This window comes from Kitasatospora sp. NPDC048239 (assembly GCF_043202015.1).
Taxonomy (GTDB): domain Bacteria; phylum Actinomycetota; class Actinomycetes; order Streptomycetales; family Streptomycetaceae; genus Kitasatospora.
The window spans coordinates 200,793-218,437 of record NZ_JBICZP010000010.1 but is presented as its reverse complement, the minus strand read 5'-3'; the positions used below and the strand labels follow the sequence as shown (position 1 = coordinate 218,437).

Annotated in this window: 20 protein-coding genes; 7 read left to right on the top strand and 13 right to left on the bottom strand. The window is 73.2% G+C overall.

What is annotated here, in order from left to right; genetic code table 11:
- Positions 1–78: 78 nt before the first annotated feature.
- The 5 genes from ACGFZP_RS26090 to ACGFZP_RS26070 all read right to left on the bottom strand — a co-directional run bounded on the left by ACGFZP_RS26090 (position 79) and on the right by ACGFZP_RS26070 (position 5,962).
- On the bottom strand, positions 79–1,572 hold the full coding sequence (locus tag ACGFZP_RS26090; protein WP_392937411.1) for a DHA2 family efflux MFS transporter permease subunit: 1,494 nt from the start codon (positions 1,570–1,572) through the stop codon (positions 79–81).
- 126 nt (positions 1,573–1,698) lie between these two features.
- On the bottom strand, positions 1,699–2,187 hold the full coding sequence (locus tag ACGFZP_RS26085) for a MarR family winged helix-turn-helix transcriptional regulator (RefSeq protein ID WP_392937408.1): 489 nt from the start codon (positions 2,185–2,187) through the stop codon (positions 1,699–1,701).
- Between the two features lie 109 nt (positions 2,188–2,296).
- Positions 2,297–3,577: a hypothetical protein gene (locus ACGFZP_RS26080; RefSeq protein ID WP_392937405.1), complete on the bottom strand. Its 1,281-nt coding sequence runs from the start codon at positions 3,575–3,577 to the stop codon at positions 2,297–2,299.
- Between the two features lie 184 nt (positions 3,578–3,761).
- Entirely contained in the window at positions 3,762–5,441 is a 1,680-nt protein-coding gene (locus ACGFZP_RS26075) for an RICIN domain-containing protein (protein ID WP_392937403.1), read from the bottom strand.
- Between the two features lie 281 nt (positions 5,442–5,722).
- Positions 5,723–5,962 (bottom strand): chaplin, encoded by a 240-nt coding sequence (locus ACGFZP_RS26070; protein WP_392937400.1) that lies wholly within the window; start codon positions 5,960–5,962, stop codon positions 5,723–5,725.
- A 230-nt stretch (positions 5,963–6,192) separates the two neighbouring features.
- On the opposite strand from ACGFZP_RS26070, the gene ACGFZP_RS26065 reads away from it, so the two are divergent.
- The 4 genes from ACGFZP_RS26065 to ACGFZP_RS26050 all read left to right on the top strand — a co-directional run bounded on the left by ACGFZP_RS26065 (position 6,193) and on the right by ACGFZP_RS26050 (position 7,882).
- Positions 6,193–6,444 carry a chaplin gene (locus ACGFZP_RS26065; RefSeq protein WP_387952400.1) on the top strand — a complete coding sequence of 84 codons (252 nt, stop codon included), beginning with the start codon at positions 6,193–6,195 and terminating at the stop codon, positions 6,442–6,444.
- A gap of 330 nt (positions 6,445–6,774) precedes the next feature.
- Positions 6,775–7,017 (top strand): chaplin, encoded by a 243-nt coding sequence (locus ACGFZP_RS26060; RefSeq protein WP_392937398.1) that lies wholly within the window; start codon positions 6,775–6,777, stop codon positions 7,015–7,017.
- Positions 7,018–7,128: 111 nt separating this feature from the next.
- A complete protein-coding gene (locus tag ACGFZP_RS26055; protein WP_392937395.1) occupies positions 7,129–7,398 on the top strand; it encodes a chaplin in 270 nt (89 codons plus the stop codon).
- Positions 7,399–7,516: 118 nt separating this feature from the next.
- Complete coding sequence (locus ACGFZP_RS26050; protein WP_392937392.1) at positions 7,517–7,882, top strand: hypothetical protein; 366 nt, start codon at positions 7,517–7,519, stop codon at positions 7,880–7,882.
- 143 nt (positions 7,883–8,025) lie between these two features.
- Here ACGFZP_RS26050 and ACGFZP_RS26045 read toward each other — a convergent pair whose 3' ends face one another.
- The gene (locus ACGFZP_RS26045) at positions 8,026–8,682 is read right to left on the bottom strand and encodes a hypothetical protein (RefSeq protein ID WP_392937390.1); all 657 of its coding nucleotides are present in this window, start codon (positions 8,680–8,682) and stop codon (positions 8,026–8,028) included.
- Positions 8,683–9,006: 324 nt separating this feature from the next.
- Between ACGFZP_RS26045 and ACGFZP_RS26040 the strand changes: the two genes are divergently transcribed.
- From ACGFZP_RS26040 to ACGFZP_RS26030, 3 genes are all read left to right on the top strand, one after another.
- Positions 9,007–9,351, top strand: a complete 345-nt coding sequence (locus ACGFZP_RS26040) for a rodlet layer protein (protein ID WP_387946880.1) — start codon at positions 9,007–9,009, stop codon at positions 9,349–9,351.
- A gap of 86 nt (positions 9,352–9,437) precedes the next feature.
- Positions 9,438–9,782, top strand: coding sequence for a rodlet layer protein (locus ACGFZP_RS26035; protein WP_387946878.1), 345 nt, complete (start codon positions 9,438–9,440; stop codon positions 9,780–9,782).
- Between the two features lie 184 nt (positions 9,783–9,966).
- Positions 9,967–10,224, top strand: coding sequence for a hypothetical protein (locus tag ACGFZP_RS26030; RefSeq protein ID WP_392937387.1), 258 nt, complete (start codon positions 9,967–9,969; stop codon positions 10,222–10,224).
- A 71-nt stretch (positions 10,225–10,295) separates the two neighbouring features.
- On the opposite strand, the gene hemB is transcribed toward ACGFZP_RS26030, so the two are convergent.
- The 7 genes from hemB to ACGFZP_RS25995 all read right to left on the bottom strand — a co-directional run bounded on the left by hemB (position 10,296) and on the right by ACGFZP_RS25995 (position 17,643).
- Positions 10,296–11,276, bottom strand: a complete 981-nt coding sequence (hemB, locus tag ACGFZP_RS26025) for a porphobilinogen synthase (protein ID WP_392937385.1) — start codon at positions 11,274–11,276, stop codon at positions 10,296–10,298.
- An 83-nt stretch (positions 11,277–11,359) separates the two neighbouring features.
- A complete protein-coding gene (locus ACGFZP_RS26020) occupies positions 11,360–13,042 on the bottom strand; it encodes a uroporphyrinogen-III synthase (RefSeq protein ID WP_392937382.1) in 1,683 nt (560 codons plus the stop codon).
- The gene (gene hemC, locus ACGFZP_RS26015) at positions 13,039–14,049 is read right to left on the bottom strand and encodes a hydroxymethylbilane synthase (RefSeq protein WP_392937380.1); all 1,011 of its coding nucleotides are present in this window, start codon (positions 14,047–14,049) and stop codon (positions 13,039–13,041) included. Before hemC ends, ACGFZP_RS26020 begins: the two co-directional genes overlap by 4 nt.
- Before the next feature lie 41 nt (positions 14,050–14,090).
- Positions 14,091–15,443: a glutamyl-tRNA reductase gene (locus ACGFZP_RS26010; RefSeq protein ID WP_392937378.1), complete on the bottom strand. Its 1,353-nt coding sequence runs from the start codon at positions 15,441–15,443 to the stop codon at positions 14,091–14,093.
- A 31-nt stretch (positions 15,444–15,474) separates the two neighbouring features.
- Positions 15,475–16,362, bottom strand: coding sequence for a redox-sensing transcriptional repressor Rex (locus ACGFZP_RS26005; protein ID WP_392937376.1), 888 nt, complete (start codon positions 16,360–16,362; stop codon positions 15,475–15,477).
- Positions 16,363–16,463: 101 nt separating this feature from the next.
- On the bottom strand, positions 16,464–17,207 hold the full coding sequence (locus ACGFZP_RS26000) for an exonuclease domain-containing protein (protein WP_392937374.1): 744 nt from the start codon (positions 17,205–17,207) through the stop codon (positions 16,464–16,466).
- Positions 17,208–17,358: 151 nt separating this feature from the next.
- Entirely contained in the window at positions 17,359–17,643 is a 285-nt protein-coding gene (locus tag ACGFZP_RS25995; RefSeq protein ID WP_392937371.1) for a glutaredoxin family protein, read from the bottom strand.
- Between the last annotated feature and the right edge of the window lie 2 nt (positions 17,644–17,645).

Genomic DNA, 17,645 nt, shown 5'->3' with positions numbered 1-17,645 from the left:
ATTGACCCGGCGGCCCGTTTCTGAACGGCGATCAGCTCCTGGTGCGTCAGGCCCGTATCGCTTCAGGCCCGTCGTGTGTCAGAGCAGCGGCGGGGTGTTCTCCCCGGCCGCGGCGGCGGGCTTGAGGACGACGGCGGCGAGCACCAGGGCCAGGGCGAGCAGGGCGGCGGCCACCGCGAAGGCGAGCCGGAAGCCGCCGGTGAGGGCCTCGGCGCTGGAGTGCCCGGCGGCCGTCAGGCTCGCGGTGCGGGCCCCGGCCAGGGTGGTGAGGACCGCGACGCCCAGGGCCGCACCGACCTGCTGGGTGGTGTTGAACAGGCCCGAGGCGGTACCCGCGTCGGCCGCGTCGGCGCCGGACATCCCGAGGGAGGTGAGCCCGGAGAGCACCAGGCCCCCGCCGCCGATGAGCAGCATGGTCGGCAGCAGGTGGACGACGTAGTCGGCGTCGGCCGGCAGCCGGGCCAGCAGGCCGAGTGCGGCGACCAGCAGGGCCAGCCCGGCCAGCAGCACGTTGCGCTCGCCGAAGCGGGCGTTCAGCCGGGCCGAGAGGAGGAGCGAGACGCCGCCGATCGCGACCGCCGCCGGGAGCAGCGCGAGACCGGTGGCGGCGGCGCCGTAGCCGAGCACGTTCTGCAGGTAGAGCGCGACCAGGATCTGGAAGCCGAACATCCCGGAGATGGCCAGGACCTGCACCGCGTTGGCGCCGGAGACGTTGCGTGAGCGGAACATCCGCAGCGGCAGCAGCGGGTGGGCGGCGCGGGCCTGGCGGAAGAGGAAGCCGGCCAGCAGCAGGAGCGCGAGCGCGCCGAGGCCGAGGGTGCGGGCGGAGGTCCAGCCGTGGGTGCCGGTGCCGACGATCGTGTAGATGCCGAGCATCAGGGCCGCGGTGATCAGTGCGGCGCCGAGGGTGTCGGCGCCGGCCCGCAGGCCGGGGCCGCGGTCGGAGTCGAGCACCCGCACGGCGAGCAGGGCCGCGGTGAGGCCGAGCGGCAGGTTGATCAGGAAGATCCAGTGCCAGTTGAGCGCCTCGGTGAGGACGCCGCCGAGGACCTGGCCGATCGAGGCGCCGGCCGCGCCGACGAAGCTGAAGGCGCCGATCGCCCGGCCGCGCTCACGCGGCTCGGGGAAGAGCGTGACGATCATGCCGAGGCTGACCGCGGAGGCCATCGCGCCGCCGACGCCCTGGAGGAAGCGGGCGGCGATCAGCATGCCCTGGCCGGTGGCGACCGCGCAGAGCAGGGAGGCGGCGGTGAAGAGGGCGATGCCCGCGACGAAGACCTTCTTGCGCCCGATCAGGTCACCGAGCCGGCCGGCCAGCAGGAGCAGGCCGGCGAAGGCGATCAGGTAGGCGTTGACCGTCCAGGTGAGGTCCGCGGGCGAGAAGTGCAGGTCGTCCTGGATGGCCGGGAGGGCCACGGTGACGATGCTGCCGTCCAGGATGATCATCAGCATGCCCGCGCAGAGCACCGCCAGGGCGAGCAGGCGGGAGCGGACGGGGGCCGGCGAGCTCGGAGCCGCTGCGTTCGCGGCCGCTCGGCCCGGGGCGGGCTTGGTCGGGGCGTGCGTGGTCATGGTGGGTCTCCCGGTTCGTCGAGTACCGGGTAAAACATTAGCAGATAGTTTTGTTCGGGACTATCTTTCTCGGGAGCAGATGCCCCGCACGCTCCCCGGCTCCGGACCGGCTCAGCCCCGACCGGCTCAGCCCCGGGCGCGACGGGCCCGCCGCACCGGGCGCTCGCTCTCCACCGGCTCCGCCAGGTGCCCGTCCACCAGCCGGGAGAGCGCCGAGACGAAGACCCCCCGCTCGGGCTCTGGCAGGGACTCCAGCACCTCCCGGTGCACCCGGTCGGCGATCGCGGTGCCCTGCTCGACGGCGCGGGCCCCCGCCTCGGTGACCGAGATGATCCGGGCCCGCCGGTCGGTGGCCGAGGGGCGGCGCTCGGCCAGGCCGGCCTTCTCCAGCTCGTCGACGGTGACGACCATGGTGGTCTTGTCCAGGTCGGAGAGCTCGGCCAGCTGGATCTGGGTGCGCTCGGCCTCCTGGGCGTGGAACAGCACGCAGTAGGCGCGCGGGGTGATCCCGAGCTCGGTGAAGGCGGCCGCCATCCTGGTCGCCAGGACGTGACTGGCATGGTCCAGCAGGCCGGAGAGGTCGCGGATCTGGCGCACGGGAAGGCTCGTCGTCATGCTTCCGAGGTTAGCAACGCCGTCTGCTCGCGGATGATCCCGTTGACCAACCACCTGACGGCCCCCTCGGCGGCCGGCTCCTCCCTCGGGCCGCCGGGCCGCTCACGGTCTACGGAATGCCCAGCTCGAACAGCGCGTAGCCCGCGTACCAGCCGGAGGCGACGGCCGGCAGCGCGAACAGGCCGACCAGGGTCGGCAGCCGCAGCCGGCGCAGCGCGATCGCCAGCCCGATGAACAGCGGGAAGGCCGGCAGCAGGTAGCGCGAGATGTTGCCGAAGATCTGGTTGCTGCTCAGCGCGGTGAAGACGGTCAGCAGCGTGTAGACGATCAGGACCAGCGGCGGCCGGACCCGCAGCAGCAGCACCAGCAGGCCCGGCAGGGCGATCAGCAGGGCCACCGCGATGAGGTCCGGGACGGGGTTGGACTGCCAGAAGCTCCAGTGCCCGGTGATCACGTCCAGGAAGCTCTGCGAGGTGGAGGCGCCCCAGTCGAAGTAGCGGTTCCAGGCCCCGCGCTGCAGTTTGAAGTAGCCGCCCCAGTCGCCCATCCGGTAGCCGACCCAGGCGACGTACCAGAGCAGGCCCCACGGGGTGATCAGCATGGCGAAGAGGGGGCGTGCGATGCCGTCCGTACGCCGTATCAGTGCCACCAGCGCGGCGATCGAGACCGCGGCGATCAGCACCGCGGCCGTCGGCCGGTTGAGGCCCGCCGCCAGGGCGAGCACGCCGGCCGCCGGCCAGCGGTGCGTCATCACGCAGTAGCAGGCCCAGGCGGAGAGGGCGACGAAGAGCGAGTCCGAGTAGACCGCCCACTCCACGCCCGAGCCGGGGAACAGCCCCCAGATCATCGCCGCGATCACGCCCGCCTTGAAGCCGCCGAGCCGGTCCGCCACGGCGAAGATGCCGGCCGCGGCGACGAAGGAGGCCAGCACCGAGACCACGATGCCCGCGCCGTACGGGCCGAGGCCGGTGACGGCCGAGACCAGCCGCATCAGCCAGGGGTAGAGCGGAAAGAACGCGGCCGAGTTCTCGTAGTACGAGGCCAGCGGGTAGCCGTGCAGCGGGATCAGCTGCGGGTCGTAGCCGGACTCGGCGATCCGCTGGTACCAGATGCCGTCCCAGGTGCCGAGGACGTCCCACGGCCGGGCGCCGCCGCCGCGGCCCGGGTCCTTCTTGAGGAAGTCCCCGGTGTGGGAGAGCAGCAGCATGAAGACGGTCAGGCCGGTGGCCTTCACCACCGCGTACGCGCCGAGCGCGGGCGCGAAGCGGTCGACCGCGGCCGCGAACCGGCCCTGGCGGCGCGTGTCCGCGGGCTCCGTCCCGACGCCGGACGGCTCCGCGCTCGCCGGTTCGGTACCCGACGTCCTCGGTGTGCTCGATGCCGTGCTCATCAGCTCTGGACTCCCCGCCCCCGCTCGTGATCGGCGCGGCCGCGATCGCGACGCCGTCGAGCGAGCCTACGGCACAGGGGTTCGACGGCCCGAGCCAACCTTCCGTACGTGGCGCCCGGGGATCGGGGACCGCGCCGCCCCGTCTGCCGGATCCGGCAGACGGGGCGGCGACGGGCGTGGCCGGTCAGCCGTGGAGGTAGACGATGCCGAGCTTGGTGAGCTGCCAGAGCTGCTCGGGGGCGCCGGTGTCGACGGCGAGCTGGACCAGGCGGTTGCCCTTGGCGTCGAGGGTGCCGCTCGCGGTGACGACCTTGCTCTGGTCCTGGGAGTCGGCCAGCTTGTAGCGGCCGTCGCCGGTCGGCTTGAAGACCCAGTGCTGGTTTCCGCCGCCGTTGCAGCGCCACTGCTGCACCCGGGTGCCGGGGGCGGTGGAGGCGGCGTTGGCGTCCAGGCACATGTCGCGGTTGCCGCTGAAGTCGAGCTCGTAGCCGCCGCCCTGCTTCGCCTCCAGGACGAAGGACTGGTTGAGCCCGCCGGTGGCGGTGTAGGTGATGGCGCCGCGGCCGTTGGTGGAGTCGCCGTAGGTGCCGCCGCCCGTGAGGTCGAGGACCTTGCCGTCGGCCGCGTTGGCGAGCTGGTACCAGGCGCCGTCCTCGGGCGCGTCGGCGAACGGCCGGCCGGGGGTGAGCGGTTCGATGGACGTGGTGTTCTGCTGGTTGAGGGTGCAGTACGCCTGCTGCTGGTCGGGCCGGGCGTAGAACTGGCCGAGGCAGACACCCTCGCCGCGGTAGCCGGCCACCCGCAGGTGGTACGACTGGCGGACCATGTTCATGCACAGGCCGGGGATCCCGATCTGCTGGTCGCAGCCGTTGCGCACCCACTCGGAGAGGTTGATGACGTCCCCGTTGCTGTACTCGTAGGGCGAGCTGGTCCACTCGGCGCAGACCTCGTGGCCGAAGGCGACCCGCCGCTGGTCCAGGTACCGCACTCCGGGCACCTGTTCGGCGGCGGCGCGCAGGGTGTCGCTGAAGACCGGCACCACCCAGTTGTGGCCCCAGGCGAGGTCCTCGGGGAAGGCCGGGCAGCCGTCGGCGACCTTGCCGATGTAGTCGTTGCGCCGGATGTCCGGGGTGATCGGGTTGAAGTACGACTGGTAGACCAGCTGGTAGGAGGAGTCGGCGTAGCCGGCCCCGCGCATGGTCTGACGGATGTTCTGCAGCACGGCGACGACCTTGGGCTGGACCCGCTTGGCCCGCTGGGCGATGTCCTCGCTGCCGATGGTGTCGCGGCAGCCCTGGTCCTTGGGGATCGGGAAGTACTGCGCGAGGCAGTGCATCATGATGCCGCTGAAGTCGAAGTCGTCGTTGGCGCCGATCGTGACGACGACCATCTTGACGTCGTACCTGCCCGCCGCCTCGGCGAGTTGGACGTCCTGCTTGCGCTCGCCGAAGTCCCCGCTGCCCGGTCCGGTGATCTTGGCCAGCTCGGGGTCGCTGACCAGGTCGCCGGTCTGGGCGCCGGAGCAGGCGAGGTCGACCGGGGTGACGCCGGGGATGCCGGTGACGAAGATCTCCGACTTGGGGTGCCGGTGGCAGTAGTTGGTGGGGCTGTCGGTCTCGGGGAAGTAGCCGTCGCCGGTGTCGGTTCCGGCCCCCTCCCCGGAGATGGCGCTGTCGCCGAGGGCGACGATCGCGGCCGGACGGGCGGTGCCGGCGGCGGCCGGGGCGGTGTCCGCCAGGGCGGCGGGGGCGCCGGCCAGGCCGAGGGTGGCGATGAGGGCGCCCGCCGCGAGCAGTGCGCCGTACGGGGAGCGGCGCGCCGCCGACCGGCTTCGCCGCGCACCCGACAATCGTGACCTGATCACACACGACTCCTTGCGAGGAGGGGGACCGCCCGGCCTGGGGTGCCGGACGGCTCGGAGCGGAACTGCCGGGCGCGGGCGCCGGGCAGGGGCGCGGAGCAAGAAAGGTGAGCAGGTCTCATATTCTAAGTACTGACAAGTAACGCAACAAGGCTTGTGACAGCACCGGGAGTTGCCGCCCTCGGGTGGCGGCGGACCAGGGCCGCAAACGCGGCGAGCCGCCGCCCCGCGCCCCAGGAGGGAGGCGAAGGACGGCGGCTCACGCCGGCCGAACCGGGCGTGGGTCAGCCCGCGTTGACGCAGTGGTTGCCGAACGCCGGGTTCAGCAGACCGATGATGTCGATGGTGTTGCCGCACAGGTTGACCGGAACGTGCACCGGGACCTGGACCTGGTTGCCGGAGATGACGCCGGGCGAACCGGCGGCAACGCCCTCCGCGCCCGAGCTGGCCATCGCGGAACCGGCACCGGCCGCAACGATGCCCACCACGGCGGCGCCGACGGCGGCCGTCTTCTTGATGCTCATATGAGCCTCCTGACTATCGACAGAGATGCACGGGGAGTGCGACATCTCCAACGAGCCCTCCCGGGGGCGGTTGCGAGACCGGGCCCACTGTCACCCGACCGGCCCAACGGCGGCGCGCTCCCGGGCATTCGGGTGATCAGGCAGTCCGACCGTTTCCCCCCGGGCGCTGCCTCGTTCTCCCTGGCGGAACCCGCTCCACCCAGGCCCTCTCACGAATCGAGTACCGCACCATGCGCAAGCTCGCCCACGCCGCCTTCGGCACCGCGGCCACCGCCGCCCTGCTGGTCGCAGGTGCCGGCGCCGCCGCCGCCCACCACGCCCACGGCGCCAGCGCCGAGGGTGTCGCGGCGAACTCGCCCGGCGTGGCCTCCGGCAACCAGGTCCAGGTGCCGGTGCACGTGCCGATCAACCTGTGCGGCAACTCCGTGAACGTGATCGGCCTGCTCAACCCGGCGTTCGGCAACAGCTGCGCCAACGCCTGACGGCTCCCCCGACGACCGCCCGGCCGTGACCGCCGGGCGGCTCAGTGACTCCCGGGAGATCCCCGTACCGGTCCGCGTTCCGCCACGGGCCGCGGACCGGTACGGGGGCCCTCCTGGTCGCGCCTTTGCACGAATCGTCCCCCGCCGTGCGGGAATTGTTCGCGAGGTGCGGGAACGAGGCGGCCGTACATCGTCCAAGCCACGGACGAAACACGCCATTTGGGCCGCCGGAGTGACAATGCACGGCATTCCAGAAGCCAACGGGCGATGATTCCCTTTCGCCCGGCCCCCGACATTTCCAATCCGTCGGGCAGAAAACGGAGGAAGAACATGCGTAACTTCAAGAAGGCCGCCGCCCTGTCCCTCGCCGCTGCCGGCCTGGTCGTCGGCGCGGCCGGCGGCGCGTTCGCCAGCTCCGGTGCCGAGGGCGTCGCCGCCGGCTCCCCGGGTGTGCTCTCCGGCAACCAGATCCAGATCCCGGTGCACATCCCGGTCAACGTCTGCGGCAACTCGATCGGCGTCGTCAGCATCCTCAACCCGGCGTTCGGCAACCACTGCGCCAACATCGGCTGAACCCGCGGTCGCCCAGTGGGCGACTGCTGATTCACCGAGCCCGTGCCGCACTCCGCCGCCCGGCGGGGTGCGGCGCGCTCCACCCGTGTGTGATCTAGGAGATCAACCCCCATGCAGAACGTGAAGAAGGCCGCTGTCCTCACCGCTGCCGCGGCCGGCGTGGTGCTGGCCGGTGCCGGCTCCGCCGCCGCCAGCTCCGGCGCCGAGGGCGTCGCCGCCGGCTCCCCCGGTGTCGTCTCCGGCAACCAGGTCCAGGTGCCGGTGCACGTGCCGATCAACCTGTGCGGCAACTCCGTGAACGTGATCGGCCTGCTCAACCCGGCGTTCGGCAACAGCTGCGCCAACGTGGAAGCGCACCCGCACCACGCGGACGACTGCTGATCTCCTGATCGGCACGAGCCCAGACCTGACCGCCCCTCGGCCCTCCGGCCGAGGGGCCGTTCGGCATCCCGGGCGCACACCGACCGCCCGGACCCCATCCCCCGAAGGGTGATTCCGCATGGCTTCGAAGATGAGCGGGGCCGGCCTCGCCGCCGCCCTGGGCGCCGCGATGCTGCTCGGCGCGGGCTCGGCGCAGGCGGCGCCGAACCAGAGCGGTACCAACCTCCAGCGCACCGACGTCGGCCAGGCGCTCGGCGGCACGACCGCCGGCCTCGGCTACGGCATCGCACCGCTCAAGGACCTGCGCCTGGACCCGTGGGCCAACTCCTCCGCCGACGTGCTGAACAACGGCGCGACCGTCCAGCCCGACAACTCCGGTCTGGCCCCGATCGGCACCGGCACGCTGACCGGTCCGCTCAGCGCCGGCGGCGGCCCGCGCGACCTGCCGGCCGTCGGCCCGCTGCTGGGGGTGCTGCCGGGCTGAGCCCGGTCGCCCGCACGCCCAACGGCACGCGTGAGCCCCGGTGTCCCGTCCGGAGGGGACACCGGGGCTCACGCGTGCCGGAGACGGCGCTCAGCCGCGGCGCAGGGCCCGGCACAGGGCCGGGGCCGCCGGGCCGGGCCCGGTCAGAGCTGGCCGAGCCCGGTGAGCGCGGCCTGCTGGAGGACGCCGGTGGTGGTGGCGGTCGTGGTGGTCGCCAGGTTGTCCACCGAGTCGGTGACCGAGATCCGGTCGTCCTCCTTGCCCAGGCTGGCGGTGGCCCCGGGGACCACCTGGACGGCCCCGGTGATCAGCCGCGGGTCGAGCTCGTCGACCTTCAGCCGGCCGTCGGCCAGCTGGCCGGTGCCGTCCTGGGCGAGGGCCAGCGGCTTGCCGACCCCGATCCCGGGGGTGTCGGCGTGCAGCGGCGTGTTGGGGGCCTCCAGCAGCACCTCGCCGAGGTCCGCGCCCTGGTCGACCAGCGGCAGCGGCAGCTCGGCCTTGGCGGTCGGGCCGACCTTGCCGATGCCGAGCGCCGGGACGATCCGGTCGGGGATCAACTCGCCGCCGGTGGTCCGGCCGGGGACGGCGGGCATCACCAGCGAGGTCGGGATGCCGGCGGTGACCCGGCTGCCCAGCGGGGAGAGCGGCACGTCGGCCGGTACCTGCTGGGTGGCCAGCGCGTCCTCCACGGCCCCGACCTGCTCGGGGCCCACCGAGGCGGCCGACGCCGCCCCCTGGGAGGCGAGTACGCCCGCACCGACCGCCAGCAGCATCGCGCCGGCCCGCTTGGAGAACTTCATGCTCTTCACCGTTCTGCCTGTCCGTCTGGAGACCTCTGAGACGGCTGCGAGGGAGCAGCCGAAAGCGGACGGCTGCGGGGAGCAGCCGAAAGCAATCTGCCTCAACGAGCGACCTGGAGCCCGGATTGCGGCGGTTAACCGATTCGGCCTAATAATCCGACCGGAAAGCGTTTCGCCGACGAGCCTCCCGGACTCTTTTCAAAAATCCCCGTAACCTTCCGTGCCGTCGTTCTTTGATCTGAATGTCAGTGACGCAGACCGGGTCTGAGCGTTGAACGCGTTGTCCGCACGGAAACCAAAAGCATTTCAGAGAGGGATCTCCCCATGATCCAGAAGTCCTTCGCCGCTGCCGGCCTCGTCTCGGCCGCGCTGGCCATGGCTGCGGCCCCCGCCTCGGCCATCGGCGACTCGGATGGTGCCGCCGCCTCCCTCCAGGGCAACGGCGGCACCAACTTCACCGGCACGGTCGGCGACAACAGCCCGAACTTCCACTTCCTGGACAACGCGAACGTCTGCCTCCCCGAGATCCACAACATCGCCGTGGGTGTGCTTGGTGTGGCCGTCCCGGTCGAGGTCCCGATCGCCAACAGCGGTGGCAAGCAGTACTGCACCCAGGGCCAGGGCACCCAGAGCAAGGGCGACGCGGGCGTCTCCCACCTGGTCGGCTGACCCTCGCGTCCCACCGCTCCACCGCTCCACCCTCCTGAACCACCCTTCGAATCGCTCCCCGATTCACCCCGAGAGGAAAACCGGAAATGATCAAGAAGTCCTTCGCCGCCGCCGGCCTGGCCGTCGCCGCCCTCGCGATGTCCGCGGGCTCCGCCTCCGCCATCGCCGACTCGGACGGCTCCGCCGTCTCGGCCCAGGGCAACGGCGGCACCAACCAGACCGGCACCCACGGCAACGGCAGCCCGAACTTCCACACCCTGGACAACGCCAACGTCTGCCTGCCGGAGGTCCACAACATCGCGGTCGCCGTCGTCGGTGTCGCGGTGCCGGTCGAGGTGCCGATCCTGAACAGCACCCCGAAGCAGATCTGCAACGTCGGCCAGAACACCCAGTCCTCGGGCGACGCGGGTGTCTCGCACCTGATCGGCTGATCAGGGGGCACGGCACGGACGGAGGGCCCGGGGAGGTTTCCCCGGGCCCTCCGGGCTTGTGCGATGAATGGACCGGACGGTCCGTCCGGGTGACATGCCGTCACTGCGGCGCGTGCGGGAGCGCCGAGGACGGTCGCGTGTGATCACGTGTAATGACCGAACCCCCCTCAGGAGAGGAAGTTCCATGAAGAGCAAGCTGGGCAAGGCCGCGCTCACCGCCTTCGGCGCGCTGGCGCTGGCGGGCGTCGCCACGCCGGCGTTCGCCCACGTCGGCCTGGCCGGCGGCGGCGAGTTCGTCGCCTCGGCGCACCCGGTGTTCGCGGCCGGCGAGTGGTGGGGCCTCGCGCACACGTCCCACATCCACGCCGGCGCCCACGGCTGGGGTGCCGCCACCTCCACCGACGCGCTCGGCGGCGAGGAGGGCTTCGCCCACGTCGGCTGACCCCCCGGACAGCCGCGAAGGCCGGGCCCCCGCGCGGGGGGCCCGGCCTTCGTCGTGCGGTGCGCCGGACGCTACTTGAGCATCGCGGCCGCCTCCAGCGCCCAGTAGGTGAGGATCTGCTCGGCGCCGGCCCGGCGGATCGAGGTCAGCGTCTCCATGATCATGCGCTCGCGGTCGATCCAGCCGTTGGCCGCGGCCGCCTCGACCATCGCGTACTCGCCGGACACCTGGTACGCCGCCACCGGGACCGGCGAGGCGTCGGCGATCTGCCGCAGGATGTCCAGGTAGGCCATCGCGGGCTTGACCATCACCAGGTCCGCGCCCTCGGCGAGGTCCTGCTCCAGCTCGCGCAGCGACTCCCGGGCGTTCGCCGGGTCCTGCTGGTAGCTCTTGCGGTCGCCCTTCAGCGAGGAGCCGACCGCCTCCCGGAACGGGCCGTAGAAGGCCGAGGCGTACTTGGCGGTGTAGGCGAGGATGCCGGTGTCCTGGTGCCCGGCCTCGTCCAGGGCCCGGCGGACCACCGCGATCTGGCCGTCCATCATCCCCGAGGGGCCGACCAGGTGGACGCCCGCGTCGGCCTGCACCCGGGCCATCTCGGCGTAGCGCTCCAGCGTCGCGTCGTTGTCGACGCTGCCGTCGGCCGCCAGCACGCCGCAGTGGCCGTGGTCGGTGTACTCGTCCAGGCAGAGGTCGGACATCACCACCAGGGCGTCCCCGACCTCGGAGACCACGTCGCGGATCGCCTGCTGCAGGATGCCGTCCGGGTTGGTGCCCTCGCTGCCGACCGCGTCCTGCACCTCGGGGACGCCGAACAGCATCAGGCCGCCCAGGCCCGCCTCGGCGGCCTCGACCGCGGCCTTGCGCAGGGTGTCGCGGGTGTGCTGGACCACGCCCGGCATCGAGCTCACCGGGACCGGGTCGCTGACGCCCTCGCGGACGAACAGCGGCAGGATCAGCTCCGCAGGGTGCAGCCGGGTCTCGGCGACCAGGCGGCGCATCGCCGGCGTCGAGCGCAGTCGGCGGGGGCGTACGAACGGGAATTCAGCGGACACGGCTTCTCTCTCCGAACGGTTGTGCGGGGCCGGGGGCGACGGGTGGCCGCCCCCGGCCGCAGACTTCTCGAAACGGCAGGGCCTCAGCGGGCCTTGCGGCGCGAGCCGGGCCGGCGCTCGCTGGGCCGGTAGACCGGCTCACCCGCGGCGGTCGCGGCATCGCGGCGCTTGGCCCCGAAGTCTGCCAGGGCCTGGGCCAGCGCGGCCGCCGACGGCGCCGGGGCCATCACGTCGACCCGCAGGCCGTGCTCCTCGGCGGTCTTGGCGGTGGCCGGGCCGATACAGGCGATCACGGTCACGTTGTGCGGCTTGCCGGCGATGCCGACCAGGTTGCGCACGGTCGAGGACGAGGTGAAGAGCACCGCGTCGAAGCCGCCGCCCTTGATCGCCTCGCGGGTCTCGGCCGGCGGCGGGGACGCGCGCACCGTCCGGTACGCCGTCACGTCGTCGACCTCCCAGCCGAGCTCGACCAGGCCGGCCACCAGGGTCTCGGTGGCGATGTCGGCCCGCGGCAGCAGCACCCGGTCGATCGGGTCGAACACCGGGTCGTAGGGCGGCCAGTCCTCCAGCAGCCCGGCCGCGGACTGCTCGCCGGAGGGCACCAGGTCCGGCTTCACGCCGAAGTCCACCAGGGCCTGCGCGGTGGTCTCGCCGACCGCCGCGACCTTGATCCCGGCGAACGCCCGGGCGTCCAGGCCGTACTCCTCGAACTTCTCCCGTACCGCGCGCACCGCGTTCACCGAGGTGAAGGCGATCCACTCGTAGCGGCCGGTGACCAGGCCCTTGATGGCCCGCTCCATCTGCTGCGGGGTGCGCGGCGGCTCGACCGCGATGGTCGGCACCTCCTGCGGCACCGCGCCGTACGAGCGCAGCTGCTCGGAGAGGCCGGTGGCCTGCTCCTTGGTGCGCGGCACCAGCACGTTCCAGCCGAACAGCGGCTTGGTCTCGAACCAGGAGTGCGAGGAGCGGTGTGCGACCTGCTCCCCGACCACGGCTATCACCGAGGTCGCCGGGTCCACCGGGGCGGAGACCGGCGAGGGCAGCACCCGGGCGGCCTTCAGGTCGGCCGCGATGGTGGCCAGCGTGGCGGTGAAGGTGCGCTGACGGGTCGTGGTGCCCGACAGGGTCGCGCTCAGCGCGGACTCGGGCTTGCGGCCGTTGGACACCAGCGCGTTGGCGGTGGCCGGCAGCTGGCCCAGGGTGGTGCGCACCACCAGGGTGGTCTCCGGCGCGCCCAGGTCCACCGGGCTGCCCGCGAGCAGCGCGGCGCCGTCCACGAACCGGACGTCGGTGCCGTTGCCGCCGCGCAGCGGCACACCGGCGTAGGCGGGCACGCCGACCGACTGGGCGACCCCCGGGATCACCTCGAACGGGATGCCGCCGCCCGCGCAGCTGAGCATCTCCTCGGCCGCGCAGCCGTCCAGGCCCGGGTCGCCGTCGACGGTCCGCACCACGTGCTTGCCGGACCGGACGGCCTCGGCGACCAGCGCGGCCAGGTCGAACTCGGCGGCCTCGGCGCCGGGGGTGTGCACCTGCACGCCGGCCGGGCAGTGGCTGCGCACGGCGGCCGCGGTGAGCGGGTCCGCGACCAGGATGTCGGCCGAGGACAGCACCTCGACCGCACGCAGGGTCAGCAGGCCCGGGTCCCCGGGGCCCGCGCCCAGGAAGGTGCACCGGCCGGGGGCGGCCCCACCCCGCAAGGAGCCGTCACCCGGGAAGGGGCTGTCGGCCGGGAACGGAAGGTCGGTGGCAGCGGTGGGGCTCATCGGGCTCGCTCCCCCATGAGGGCGGCCGCGCCCGCGTCGAGCAGCCGGGCGGCGAGGGCGAGGCCGAGGGCCGTCGCCTGCTGCTCGGCGGTCTCGTCGAGGACGATCGGACCGTCGGCGGACATCTTCAGCAGGGTGGCGCCGTCGACGGTGCCGACCACGCCCTCCAGCCGCAGTTCGTACTCGTGGCCCCAGGTGGCCAGGGCGGCGACCGGTGCGGAGCAGCCGGCCTCCAGGGCGGCCAGCAGGGCGCGCTCGGCCGCCACCGCGACCCGGGTGGGGGCGTGGTCGAGGGCGGCCAGCTCGGCGGCCAGCCCGGTGTCGGCGGCGGTGCACTCGATGGCGAGCGCACCCTGGCCGGGGGCCGGGGTCATCAGCTCCGGGTCGAGGTGCTGGGTGATCTCGGCGCCGCGGCCGAGCCGGTTCAGACCGGCCGCGGCGAGGACCACCGCGTCCAGCTCACCGGAGGCGACGAAGCCGATCCGGGTGTCCACGTTGCCGCGTATCGCGACGGTCTCCAGCGCGCCGCCGCGGGCCGCGGCCCAGGCGTTCAGCTGGGCCGTCCGGCGCGGCGAGCCGGTGCCGATCCGGGCGGTGCGCCCGGCGCCGGCCAGCTTCTCGACCAGTTCGTCCAGGGTCAGGCCCTCGCGCGCCACCAGGGCGTCGCGGGAGTCCTCGCGCTGCGGGACGGCCGCCAGCACCAGGCCCTCGGGGGCCGCGGTGGGCAGGTCCTTCAGCGAGTGCACGGCGAAGTCGATCCGGCCTTCCAGCAGAGCGTCCCGCAGGGCGGAGACGAACACGCCGGTGCCGCCGATCTGGGCCAGCGCCTCCCGGGAGGTGTCGCCGTAGGTGGTGATCTCCACCAGCTCGACGGGGCGCCCGGTGAGCCTGGTCACCTCGCGGGCGACCATGCCCGACTGGGCCATGGCGAGCGCGCTGCGCCGGGTGCCGAGCCGCAGTGGCGCGGTGGCGGCCGGGGCCTGGTCGGAGAGTGGTTGACCATTCATGAGGTGATCGTCCCGGTGGTACTCGTGGGATGGCTGACGGTTCATCGGACCCCTCCGACGGCGTGGGGTCCGCCGGCGGGCTGCTGGGCGCCGACCGGGGTACCGGAGACCGCGTGCACGGCCGCCGGGTCGAGGTCGAACAGCTCCCGCAGCGCGTCCGCGTAGGAGGCTCCGCCGGGCTCGGCGGCAAGCTGCTTGACCCGCACGGTGGGGGCGTGCAGCAGCTTGTCGACGACGCGGCGGACGGTCTGGGTGATCTCTGCACGGGAGCGCTCGTCCAGGCCGGGCAGCCGGGAGTCGAGGCGGCCCAGTTCGGCGGAGACCACGTCGGAGGCCATCGCCCGCAGCGCGACCACGGTCGGCGCGATCCGGGCGGCGCGCTGGGCGGCGCCGAAGGCGGTGACCTCCTCGGCCACGATGCCGGAGACGGCGTCCACGTCCCCGGCGCCGGGGGTGGCGGCGTGGGCGTGCGAGAGGCTCTCCAGGTCGACCAGCAGCGCGCCGGGCAGCTCGTGCACGGCGTGGTCGACGTCGCGCGGCATGGCCAGGTCGAGGAAGGCCAGCGGCGTCCGGGAGTCGCGGGCCGCGACGGCGGCGGCGACGTCCTCGGCCCTGATCACCACGCCGGCCGCGCCGGTACAGGAGATCACCAGGTCGACCTCGGCCAGCGCCTCGGGGACCTTGGCCAGCTCGACCGTCCGGGCCGCGCCGGGGCCGAGGATCTCGACCAGCCGCTCGGCGCGCTCGGGCGTGCGGTTGGCGATCATCAGGCTGCCGACGCCGGAGCGGACCAGCGTGGCGGCGGCCAGCGAGCTCATCGAGCCGGCGCCGACCACCAGGGCCCGCTTGCCCGCGATCTCGCCCGCACCGGCCGCGACCTGCTCCAGGCCGAAGGTGACCAGCGACTGGCCGGCCTTGTCGATGCCGGTCTCGCTGTGCGCGCGCTTGCCGACCCGCAGGGCCTGCTGGAACAGCTCGTTCAGGCCGCGCCCGGCGGTGTGCTCCTCCTGGGCCTTGGCCAGCGCGTCCCGCAGCTGGCCGAGGATCTGGCCCTCGCCGACCACCATCGAGTCCAGGCCGCAGGCCACCGAGAAGAGGTGGTGGACGGCGCGGTCCTCGTAGTGGACGTAGAGGTGGGAGGTCAGCTCCTCCAGGTCCACCCCGCTGTGGTGGGCGAGCAGCAGCGACAGCTCGGCGACGCCGGCGTGGAACTTGTCCACGTCCGCGTACAGCTCGATCCGGTTGCAGGTGTTCAGCAGCGCGGCCTCGCCGACGGTCGCCGTGGCGGCCGCGTCGTGCAGCAGCCGGGTCGGGACGTCGCCGGTCAGCGCGGCGCGCTCCAGCACGCCGACCGGGGCGGTGCGATGGCTCAGTCCTACGACGAGAAGACTCATGCCCGCCCCCTGGTGCCGCGGTTCTCGGTTCTCATGCCGGCATCACCGCGGAGCGCTCGCCCTCGCCGGGGTTGCCCTTGGCCGGCTCGGCCGCGTCCTTGGCCTGCTCGGCGGCCGAGCGGCCCTTGCCGCTGCCGCCGGCGGCGCGGCGCAGCTTGGCGGCGGCCGCCCGGACCGGGCCGGGGGCGCGGTCCAGCACCGACTCGGCGCGGTCCGGCTCCTCGCCGGCCTTGCGCTGCTCGTGGAAGGCCAGGATCTGCAGCTCGATGGAGAGGTCCACCTTGCGCACGTCCACGCCGTCCGGGACGGTCAGCACGGTCGGGGCGAAGTTGAGGATGCTGGTCACGCCGGCCTCGACCAGGCGGTCGCAGACCTGCTGGGCGGCGCCGGGCGGGGTGGTGATGACCCCGATCGAGACGTGCTGGCTCTCCACGATGGACTCCAGCTCGTCCATGTGGCGCACCGGCAGGCCGGCCGCGCTGCTGCCGACCACGGCCGGGTCGGCGTCCAGCAGGGCGGCGACCCGGAACCCGCGGGAGGCGAAGCCGCCGTAGTTGGCGAGGGCGTGCCCGAGGTTCCCGATGCCGACGATGACGACCGGCCAGTCCTGGGTCAGGCCCAGCTCGCGGGAGATCTGGTAGACGAGGTACTCGACGTCGTAGCCCACCCCGCGGGTGCCGTACGAGCCGAGGTAGGAGAAGTCCTTGCGCAGCTTCGCGGAGTTCACGCCGGCGGCGGCCGCCAGCTCCTCCGAGGAGACGGTCGGCACCGAGCGCTCGGAGAGCGCGGTGAGTGCCCTCAGGTAGAGGGGAAGGCGGGCGACGGTCGCCTCCGGGATTCCCCGGGCACGCGAGGGTCGGCGCGCGGCGCCCTGGTCGGGCGTCTGCGAACTGCTCTGTGGTGATCGGCCGATTGCCACGGTGCTCCTGTGGGTGAAGCTGGGCTTTGGCAGCCAGGCTATGCGTTTGTGAACGTGTGCACAAAGATGGTGTCCGATTTGTCCATGCACAGTGATGCGCATCACGCCGGGGACCCCATAGCACCGGTCTCTGTCAGCACCACCGCCGGGGGCTGTGCGCCACGTGGCCAGGGGCCGTACAGCGCCTCCCGGCGAAGCAGCGGGACGGGCTCCCCGGACGGCCGCGACCGGGCCGGGCCCAGCCTCGGCCACGGCACCCGGGCGGCCTCGCGCAGCGGGCCCGCCCAGTCGTCCGGCCGGCCGGACGCCGCCCGCACGCAGTACCGCAGCAGCTCGGCGGTGACCCGGGCGTCGCCCAGCGCGGTGTGCGCCGGGTACCAGCCGAGGCCGGCCGCCTCCGCGCTGGCCGCCAGGCCGAAGCCGCGGGCCTGCGGCAGGTGCGTGCGGGCCAGGCGCATGGTGCAGAGCAGCGGGACGGGCGGCAGCGGCACGCCGATCCGGGCGAACTCGCGATCCAGGAAGGCCTGGTCACAGGTGACGTGGTGGCCGACCAGCACCCGGCCGGCCAGCAGCTCCAGCAGCCTCGGCGCGATCTCGCGGAAGCGGGGGGCGCCCTCGACGTCCTCCTGCGCTATCCGGTGCACATGGGTCGGGCCGACCGGGCCCAGCGGGTCGAGCAGCGTGGAGAACTCGGCCTGCGGGTCCAGCCGCTCGTCCAACAGCACCACGGCCACCTCGACCACCCGGTGCCGCCACGGGCTGCGGCCGGTCGCCTCCACGTCCACCACCGCGAAGCCCCCGGCCGCCGCGGTGGCGGGCATCCCCGGGGTCGGGACGGGAAGCATGGCGGCACTCCTCGCGTGCTCAGCCCCCCATGGGCGCAGACGAGTTCGATCGTAAGCCGACGAACACGGCCGCTCCCAGGCCGATACCGGGATTCTTCACAACGATTCGGCGAACCGCCCCCGCCGGTCGGCGGGGGTTTGAAGACGCGCCCTATGCCCCCAGGGCCGCGCGCAGGCGGCGCTCGTCGACCCGCCAGAAGTCGTGCTGGCGGCCGTCGATCAGCGTCACCGGGATCTGCTCCGCGTACTCGCGGTACAGCGCCTCGTCCTGCGTGATGTCCTTCTCCTCGAACGCCGCGCCCAGCTCGGCCGTCACCCGCAGGAGCACCTCCCGGGCGTCGTCGCAGAGGTGGCAGCCCGGCTTGCCGATCATGGTCACCGTACGGTCGGCCGGCTTCGGGCTCTTGCTCTTGTCACGTCGCAGCAGTGGACTCACCC

Excerpts from the sequence above, each read along its gene's own strand:
- ACGFZP_RS26080 (WP_392937405.1), bottom strand. The coding sequence starts at position 3,577 with ATGAGCACGGCATCGAGCACACCGAGGACGTCGGGTACCGAACCGGCG.
- ACGFZP_RS26065 (WP_387952400.1), top strand. The coding sequence starts at position 6,193 with ATGCGCAAGCTCGCCCACGCCGCCTTCGGCACCGCGGCCACCGCCGCC.
- ACGFZP_RS26045 (WP_392937390.1), bottom strand. The coding sequence starts at position 8,682 with ATGAAGTTCTCCAAGCGGGCCGGCGCGATGCTGCTGGCGGTCGGTGCG.
- ACGFZP_RS26020 (WP_392937382.1), bottom strand. The coding sequence starts at position 13,042 with ATGAGCCCCACCGCTGCCACCGACCTTCCGTTCCCGGCCGACAGCCCC.
- ACGFZP_RS26070 (WP_392937400.1), bottom strand. The coding sequence starts at position 5,962 with ATGAGCATCAAGAAGACGGCCGCCGTCGGCGCCGCCGTGGTGGGCATC.
- ACGFZP_RS26050 (WP_392937392.1), top strand. The coding sequence starts at position 7,517 with ATGGCTTCGAAGATGAGCGGGGCCGGCCTCGCCGCCGCCCTGGGCGCC.
- ACGFZP_RS26090 (WP_392937411.1), bottom strand. The coding sequence starts at position 1,572 with ATGACCACGCACGCCCCGACCAAGCCCGCCCCGGGCCGAGCGGCCGCG.
- ACGFZP_RS26035 (WP_387946878.1), top strand. The coding sequence starts at position 9,438 with ATGATCAAGAAGTCCTTCGCCGCCGCCGGCCTGGCCGTCGCCGCCCTC.
- ACGFZP_RS26040 (WP_387946880.1), top strand. The coding sequence starts at position 9,007 with ATGATCCAGAAGTCCTTCGCCGCTGCCGGCCTCGTCTCGGCCGCGCTG.
- ACGFZP_RS26060 (WP_392937398.1), top strand. The coding sequence starts at position 6,775 with ATGCGTAACTTCAAGAAGGCCGCCGCCCTGTCCCTCGCCGCTGCCGGC.
- ACGFZP_RS26000 (WP_392937374.1), bottom strand. The coding sequence starts at position 17,207 with ATGCTTCCCGTCCCGACCCCGGGGATGCCCGCCACCGCGGCGGCCGGG.
- hemC (WP_392937380.1), bottom strand. The coding sequence starts at position 14,049 with ATGAATGGTCAACCACTCTCCGACCAGGCCCCGGCCGCCACCGCGCCA.
- ACGFZP_RS26085 (WP_392937408.1), bottom strand. The coding sequence starts at position 2,187 with ATGACGACGAGCCTTCCCGTGCGCCAGATCCGCGACCTCTCCGGCCTG.
- ACGFZP_RS26055 (WP_392937395.1), top strand. The coding sequence starts at position 7,129 with ATGCAGAACGTGAAGAAGGCCGCTGTCCTCACCGCTGCCGCGGCCGGC.
- ACGFZP_RS26010 (WP_392937378.1), bottom strand. The coding sequence starts at position 15,443 with ATGAGTCTTCTCGTCGTAGGACTGAGCCATCGCACCGCCCCGGTCGGC.
- ACGFZP_RS26030 (WP_392937387.1), top strand. The coding sequence starts at position 9,967 with ATGAAGAGCAAGCTGGGCAAGGCCGCGCTCACCGCCTTCGGCGCGCTG.